6 protein-coding genes are annotated in these 6,568 nt (G+C 73.9%); 2 read left to right on the forward strand and 4 right to left on the reverse strand.

The genetic code is table 11. The features are described from left to right. On the forward strand, nt 1-1,965 hold a 1,965-nt coding region (locus ACIQOV_RS21020), incomplete at its 5' end, for a helix-hairpin-helix domain-containing protein (protein WP_401050549.1). A gap of 97 nt (nt 1,966-2,062) precedes the next feature. On the opposite strand, the gene ACIQOV_RS21025 is transcribed toward ACIQOV_RS21020, so the two are convergent. Further along, nucleotides 2,063-2,668, reverse strand: a complete 606-nt coding sequence (locus ACIQOV_RS21025) for a hypothetical protein (RefSeq protein WP_380554277.1) — start codon at nt 2,666-2,668, stop codon at nt 2,063-2,065. A 364-nt stretch (nt 2,669-3,032) separates the two neighbouring features. Between ACIQOV_RS21025 and ACIQOV_RS21030 the strand changes: the two genes are divergently transcribed. Further along, complete coding sequence (locus ACIQOV_RS21030; RefSeq protein ID WP_359901238.1) at nt 3,033-3,242, forward strand: DUF5703 family protein; 210 nt, start codon at nt 3,033-3,035, stop codon at nt 3,240-3,242. Between the two features lie 151 nt (nt 3,243-3,393). On the opposite strand, the gene ACIQOV_RS21035 is transcribed toward ACIQOV_RS21030, so the two are convergent. The 3 genes from ACIQOV_RS21035 to ACIQOV_RS21045 all read right to left on the reverse strand — a co-directional run bounded on the left by ACIQOV_RS21035 (nt 3,394) and on the right by ACIQOV_RS21045 (nt 6,452). Beyond that, nucleotides 3,394-4,263 carry a chaplin gene (locus tag ACIQOV_RS21035; RefSeq protein ID WP_401050552.1) on the reverse strand — a complete coding sequence of 290 codons (870 nt, stop codon included), beginning with the start codon at nt 4,261-4,263 and terminating at the stop codon, nt 3,394-3,396. Nucleotides 4,264-4,623: 360 nt separating this feature from the next. Further along, a complete protein-coding gene (locus tag ACIQOV_RS21040; protein WP_359901243.1) occupies nt 4,624-4,863 on the reverse strand; it encodes a chaplin in 240 nt (79 codons plus the stop codon). Between the two features lie 257 nt (nt 4,864-5,120). Then, a complete protein-coding gene (locus ACIQOV_RS21045) occupies nt 5,121-6,452 on the reverse strand; it encodes a M20/M25/M40 family metallo-hydrolase (protein WP_359901245.1) in 1,332 nt (443 codons plus the stop codon). Nucleotides 6,453-6,568 lie beyond the last annotated feature (116 nt).

Genomic DNA, 6,568 nt, shown 5'->3' on the forward strand with positions numbered 1-6,568 from the left:
GTCCGCGCGGCCGCCCGGCTCGGTGTCGCCGACGTGCTCGGCGACACCCCGACCACCGCCCCCGCCCCGGTGGTGTCCGACCGGCAGCGCGGCGAGGTGCTCCGCGCCACCGTCGAGGTGCTGACCGCCGGCGGCGCCCCGGCCGAACTGGCGGCCGCCGCCGTAGCCGCGCTCGGCGAGGAGGCACCCGCACGACTGCGCGAGGACCCGTGGGCGGTGCTGGGCCTGCCCGGCGTCCGGCCCGAGCACGCGGACGGCTTCGCCCGGGAGCTGCTCGGCCCCGGAGCCGGCCCGGGCGACGAGCGCCGCGCCCGCGCACTGGTGCCGTGGCTGCTGGAGCAGGCGGCGCTGCGCGGGCACTCGGCCCAGGAACTCGCCGAGGTGGCGGTCGGGCTCGACCGGCTCCGGATGCCCGAGCCGGCCACCGCGATCCAGGCCGCCGTCGAGGACGGGCGGGTGCTGTCCTTCCAGGAGGAGCTGACCGGCCCCGAGGCTCACGCGGCGGCGGGCGACGGGGAGGACGAGGCGCCGACCCGGACGCTGCTCGCCCTGGCGGGGCCGGCGATGGCCGAGGACAGCCTCGCCGAGAAGCTGCTCCAGCTGATGGCCACCTTCGTGCCGGGCGAGGACGCCGAGGAGACCGAGGACGCGGCCGAGGCTGCCGATGGGTCCGAGGACGCCGACGAATCCGAGAAGGCGGCCACCGACGCGGAGGCAGCGGCAGAGGCCACCGAGGCCACCGCCGAGCAGCCTCCCGTCGCCCTCGGCCCGGCCGCCTGGGCGGCCGCCGCCGAGGCGGCGCCGTCCTCCTCCGCGACCGCCCTGATCAAGGCCGTCGCCGAACACGCCCTGGTGCTGCACACCGGCGGCGAGGCGGCCCGCGCCGAACCGGCCGTACTGGTCGCCGCCGCCCGGGGCCTCGGGCTGCGGGCCTGGGCCGCCACCTGGACCGACCAGGGCCGGGACTCCCTCGCCGCGCTCGCCCGGGCGGGAGCCGGCGCCGAGGCCCCCGTGGTCACCCTCGCCGAGTTGCTCTCCGGTACCGCCGGCCCCGGCCGCGCCCCGGACGGCACGCTCGCCCTGGACCTGCTGGTCGTGCTGGACGCCCCGCTGCTGGACGTCGAACTGGCCGCCACCGTCCTGGAGTCGCTGGCCGACGGCACCCGGCTGGTGCTCAGCGGCGACCCGGGCCAGCTCTGGTCGGCCGGCCCCGGCCGGTTCTTCGCCGACCTGCTGGCCGCCAAGGCCTGCCCGGCGGTCTCCTCCCGCACCCCGGACTTCGGCCCGATCGGCGAGCTGGTCTCCGGCATCGGCATCGGCGAGCTCCAGCCGGTCGAGGCGCCGGACAAGGAGGTGGTCATCCTGACCGCCAAGGACGCCGGCGAGGCCGTCCACCGCGCCGTCCAGCTGCTCACCGACTCCATTCCGCGCGCGCTGGGCATCCCGGTCGAGCAGGTGGTGCTGCTCACCCCGGGCCACGGCGGCCCGGCCGGCACCCGCGCGCTGAACGCCGCCGCCAAGGCCCGGCTCAACCCCGGCCCCGGCCGCTTCGGCGGCTTCGACCCGGGCGACCGGGTGGTCGACTCCCCCGCTCCCGGCATCACCCGCCCGGCCCGGGTGCTGGACGGCGACGCCGCCGGTCTGCACCTGGAGTACGCGGACGGCTCGCACCGGACCGTCCCGCCGGCCGAGGCCGCCCGACTGCGGCACGGCTGGGCGCTGACCGTCCACCAGGCGCTCGGCCGGCGCTGGCCCGGCGCGGTCGTGGTGCTCCCGGAGGACGCCGCCCCGGCGCTCACCCGGCAGTGGGTCTACACCGCCTTCGGCCGCGGCGAGCGGCACCTGTCCGTGGTGCACGCGGCGGGCCCGGCGCTGGCCCAGGCCGTCGCCGAGCGCCCGGCGCAGCCGCGCACCACCCGGCTGCGGGCGGTCCTCGCCGAGAACGCCGCCGCCTCCGAGTACTGAGCGGCGTCCGGCCGGCCCGCCGCGGCGGGCCGGCCGGAACGCACGACGGGCGGGCCCCGGTGATCCCGGGCCCGCCCGTCGGCCGTCCTGGACGGCGTCAGTCGTCCGGGTCCTCGTCGTCGTAGACCTCGCTCACGTCGAACCGGCAGATCAACAGCTGCGGGTCGGCGTGCTCGAAGGGTTCGGGCAGCCACTCGCCCGGCTCGGTCGGCTCGGTGGCCGCGACCCAGAGCGTCGAGTCGGCCTCCTCCAGGCCGAACTCCTCGCTGCGGGCGGCGATCTCGTCGGGCTCGTACTCGCCGAACAGCACGCCGATCGCGGCGTTCACCCCGCCCGCTCCGGCTCCGCCCGGGGTCAGCGACTCGTCCAGCCGCTCGGCCTGGGCACGCAGTCGCTCGGGGTCGACGACGTGGTAGTCGCGGCGGATCAACACGCTGATCGCCTCGGGCTGTTCGGGGCCGTGGTACCCGCCGGGGCCCTCGTCCCCGGGGATCTCGAAGGGCGTCACCTCGTCGTAGGCCTCGTACAGGAGCTGGTCGTAGGCGATGGCCGCCGTGGCGAGCTGCTCGTAGGCGGCGGAAACGGCGGGATCATCGGCTGCGTTGGGGCTTGACACCGCTTCCAGATGACGATCGATGGCGGCCTTGACCGCCTCAGCGGCGGCGCGTACCTCGGCAATGGTGGGCTGCGCGGCATCAGACATGGTGCAGACGCTATCTCCCCGCGGTGTCGGTACGCACAGCGGTTGTCACCTCCACCCGCGTTTTCACCGCAACTTCCCCCCTGATGTCCGATCCGTGCCACTTCGTCCCCACGCGGCACCGGCGCGAAACGGGCGCGGAGGGCGCGCACCGGACTCGACGGGGCCGTCCGGGTGCGGCTTCGCGCGCCGGGATCGGGGTATCCCTTCCCCAGTGGCAACAGGACTGATGCGCTGTCAGCCGGCGGCCCGGGTCATGCCTCTTCCGGCCGCCGCCTCCGCGCGGGAGGGGCGGCCGGAAATACCCGGGCCGACCGTCCGGGGCAGGCCGTAGGCTTGCCCGAAGGTGATCCCCAGGAGGAGCGTTTTGACCCCACGGAAGCCGGTCCGGCAGCCGGAGTACGAGTACCAGTCCCTGCGCATGCCGCGCGGCACCACGCGCAACGCGGCGCGCCAACTGCTCACCGAGCACGCCGAGTACGGGCACTGGGAGCTCGACCGACTCAAGCTGTTCCCCGACGGCAGCCGGACGGTCCGGCTGAAGCGGCGGATCATCCGGCAGGTCCGGAGCTGGTGACGGGCGGGGCACCGGCGCCCCGGGCGGGCCTCGCGTCGAGCCTCCGCGCGCCCGCGGCCGCCCGTTCGCCCGGCGGCCGCGGGTGGGTCGTTCCCGCTACGGGTGCGCGCGCGTCCGGTTCAGCGCGCGCCCCCGTCCCCGGTCGGCCGGGTCAGCGGACTCCGGCCCGGGCCCGGCGGTAGAGCACGCCACCGCCGAGCATCAGCGCGAGGCCGGCGGCACCGAGCAGCTCGACGCCGCCCGCGCCGGTGGAGGCCAGCTGGGCGGTCGGGGCGACCGTGGCGGCCTTGACGGCCTTGGCGGGTGCCACGACGGCCTGCTCGGCCGCGACGGGCGGGACGCTGTTGCGCGCGACGCTCGTCACCTCCTCGGAGGAGACCTTCGGCGGGGTCGGGCAGGCCTCCACGCAGCCCTCGACCGGCTTCGGGGTGGGCTTCGGAGCGACCTTGGCCACGTTCACGCAGTCGTTGCCGAAGGCCGGGTTGCCGACGCCGACCACGTTGACCGAGTTGCCGCAGGCGTTGACCGGGACGTCCACCGGCGCCTGGACGCTGTTGCCGGAGAGCACGCCCGGCGAGTTGGCGGCGACGCCCGAGGCACTCGCGCCCGGCACGGTGGCGCCCGGCACGGTGGCACCCGGGACCGCGGCACCCGGGACCTTGGCACCCTGGCTGCCGCCGGTGCCGGAACCGTCGACGCCGCCCACGCCGTCGGCGGGACGGCTGCCGTCGGAGTGACCGCCGCCGGTGACGCCCGAGCCGCCGGGCAGGCCGTGCTGGACGGGCTTGGACGCCGGGTGACCCCCGCCGCCGTTGACGTTGGCGCAGTGGTTGCCGTAGGACGGGTTCAGCAAGCCGATCACGTCGACCGTATTGCCGCAGGCATTGATCGGCACCTGGATCGGCACCTGGACCGAGTTGCCCGAGACGACGCCGGACGAACCGACGGCACCCCCCTGCGCCTCGGCTCCTCCCGCATAGGCGTAGCCGGCGGCCGAGGCCAGCACACTGCCCGTGGCCACCGCCGTGAGGATCCCCTTCTTGGCTACATTCCTCATTTTTTCCCCTGACATTTCGAGACGACGTGTCGACCTTGACGTGAACCTTTAAAAAGTCGGAATTTCCGTATATCCGTAAATCACGCAAGGGCTTCGGCTGCACACGAGTTAACGAGAGGCGAACGGGGAGGTTGAGCCGAACGAATCGGCTTCACCCGATCGAGCGATCGTGTCGGACCTCGTGTATCCGGCGGCCGCCGGGCCCGGAGCGGGTCCGGCCCGCACCGGACCGCCGGGAACGCGAACGCCCCCGGCGCGGCGCGTCCGCCGCCCGGGGGCCGGTTGCGAATCGGCTCAACAGGCCTCGACGGCCCGGAGGTCGACTCAGACGTTGGCGCAGTGGTTGCCGAACGCCGGGTTCAGCACGCCGATGACGCTGATGGTGTTGCCGCAGAGGTTGACCGGGACGTGCACCGGAACCTGGATCTGGTTGCCCGAGAGGACACCCGGGGAGCCGGCGGCCACACCCTCGGCACCGGCGTGAGCGGACGCGACACCGGCGGCGGCGAGCACCAGACCACCGGTGGCGGCGGCGACAGCGGCGATCTTCTTGACCTTCATCATTCCTCCTGTATGGACAACGCAACCCGTTCGGCGGGCTGCACAGGGATGAACGACGCTGCGGCAAACGGGGTACGGAACGGATCTCCCATTCACCCGCAACGGTGAGGTCTCGCACACATGATCAGCTTGGAGTTTCCGGCAGAATCGCTTCTGCCGATCTTCCTTTCCCCATCCCACAATCATCAGCTCCGACAATGCGCTCGGCCCGCCCCCGGGCATTCCGGGAACGGGCCGACCCAGTCGCCTGATCAGGGGCTTCAGCAGGCGTCGATGAACCGGTCCAGCACCCGGGCACCGAACTTCAGGCCGTCCACCGGCACCCGCTCGTCCACACCGTGGAACATCCCGGCGAAGTCCAGCTCCGGCGGCAGCTGGAGCGGCGCGAAGCCGAAGCAGCGGATGCCGAGGTCCTGGAACGACTTGGCGTCCGTCCCGCCCGACAGGCAGTACGGCACCGCGCGGGCGATCGGGTCCTCGGCGCGCAGCGCGGTCTGCATCGCCTCCACCAGGGCACCGTCGAAGCCGGTCTCGATCGCCTTGTCCGAGTGCAGGCTCTCGCGCTTCACGCGCGGGCCGAGCACGCTGTCCAGCTCGGCCAGGAACTCCTCCTCGTAGCCGGGCAGGAAGCGCCCGTCCACGTGCGCGGTGGCCTGACCGGGGATCACGTTCACCTTGTAGCCGGCGCCGAGCATGGTCGGCTGGGCGGTGTTGCGCAGCGTGGTGCCGATCATCTTGGCGATGCCGCCGAGCACCCGCAGCGTCTCGTCCATGTTCTCCGGGTCCAGCTCGACCCCGAGCGCGTCCGACAGCTCGTCCAGGAAGGCCCGGACGGTCTTGGTGATCCGCAGCGGGAACTGGTGCCGGCCGAGCCGGGCGACCGCCTCGCACAGCTCGGTGATCGCGTTGTCGTCGTTCTCCATCGAGCCGTGGCCGGCCCGGCCCTCGACCGTCAGGCGCATCCAGTGCATGCCCTTCTCCGCCGTCTCCACCAGGTAGAGGCGGACCTGGTCGTTGACCGTGAAGGAGAAGCCGCCGACCTCGCCGATCGCCTCGGTCACGCCCTCGAACAGCCCCGGGTGCTTGTCCACCAGGAAGCGCGCCCCGTAGGTGCCGCCGGCCTCCTCGTCGGCGAGGAAGGCCAGCACGATGTCGCGCGGGGGCTTGCGCCCGGTGCGCAGCCGGTCGCGGACGACCGCCAGGGTCATCGCGTCCATGTCCTTCATGTCGACCGCGCCGCGCCCCCAGACGCAGCCGTCCGCGATCTCGCCGCCGAACGGGTCGTGGGTCCAGTCCGCGGCGTTGGCCGGCACCACGTCGGTGTGGCCGTGGATCAGCAGGCCCGGACGGGAGCGGTCCTCGCCCTCGATCCGGACCACCGTCGACGCCCGGCCCTTGGCGGACTCGAAGATCTTCGGTTCGAGCCCGAACTCGGCGAGCTGCTCGGCCACGTACTCGGCCGCCTTCCGCTCCCCCGGGCCGGAGCCGTCCCCGTAGTTGCTGGTGTCGATCCGGATCAGATCGCGACAGATCTCGGCGACCTCGGACTCAGCCGTCACCTTCGGTGCCGCCGACTCGCTCCGCTCGCTCACGGTCACTCCTCGTCTTGGGCCCGCACCGACGCACCAGCGCGCCACCCCCAGGACCTGCACCCGGGCCGTACGAGCACGTCCGCCCATCCTCCCCCAGCCCCGGATCCCGATCCACC

This window comes from Kitasatospora sp. NPDC091257 (genome assembly GCF_044757675.1).
GTDB classification, from domain to species: domain Bacteria; phylum Actinomycetota; class Actinomycetes; order Streptomycetales; family Streptomycetaceae; genus Kitasatospora; species Kitasatospora lactacystinica.

What these genes read in the sequence shown, in the direction of transcription:
- ACIQOV_RS21025 (WP_380554277.1), bottom strand. Translation starts at nt 2,668, where the DNA reads ATGTCTGATGCCGCGCAGCCCACCATTGCCGAGGTACGCGCCGCCGCT.
- ACIQOV_RS21040 (WP_359901243.1), bottom strand. Translation starts at nt 4,863, where the DNA reads ATGATGAAGGTCAAGAAGATCGCCGCTGTCGCCGCCGCCACCGGTGGT.